This window comes from Pseudanabaena sp. BC1403, from assembly GCF_002914585.1.
GTDB lineage: Bacteria > Cyanobacteriota > Cyanobacteriia > Pseudanabaenales > Pseudanabaenaceae > Pseudanabaena.
Window position 1 is genome coordinate 1 of the sequence record NZ_PDDM01000088.1, and the last position, 254, is coordinate 254.

The 254-nt window shown below is 61.8% G+C and carries 1 protein-coding gene; it reads right to left on the minus strand.

Annotated elements, in window-relative coordinates; translation table 11 throughout:
* Nucleotides 1-43: 43 nt before the first annotated feature.
* A partial coding sequence (locus CQ839_RS24695) for a peptidoglycan-binding domain-containing protein (RefSeq protein ID WP_146048823.1) occupies nucleotides 44-254 on the minus strand: 211 nt, incomplete at its 5' end.

The window sequence follows — 254 nt, forward strand, 5'->3', positions numbered from 1 at the left end:
GCTGTTCCCTGCTGCCATGGCAGGATTGATGCCGGCTCAGAACTCAGAGGGCGCCGATCAGCTTCAGTTTCTTCAACACCGCGATGCTGGGCTCGCCGGTGACGGGCAGATCATAGTGGCGTTCGAAACGGCGGATGGCTGAGCGGGTTTCCTCGCCGGCTATGCCATCAATGCTGACATTGCTGAAAGCCATGTTGGTGAGGCCGCGCTGGATTTCCATCACGAGCCCCGGATCGGCCACGGCAGTGGGGGGG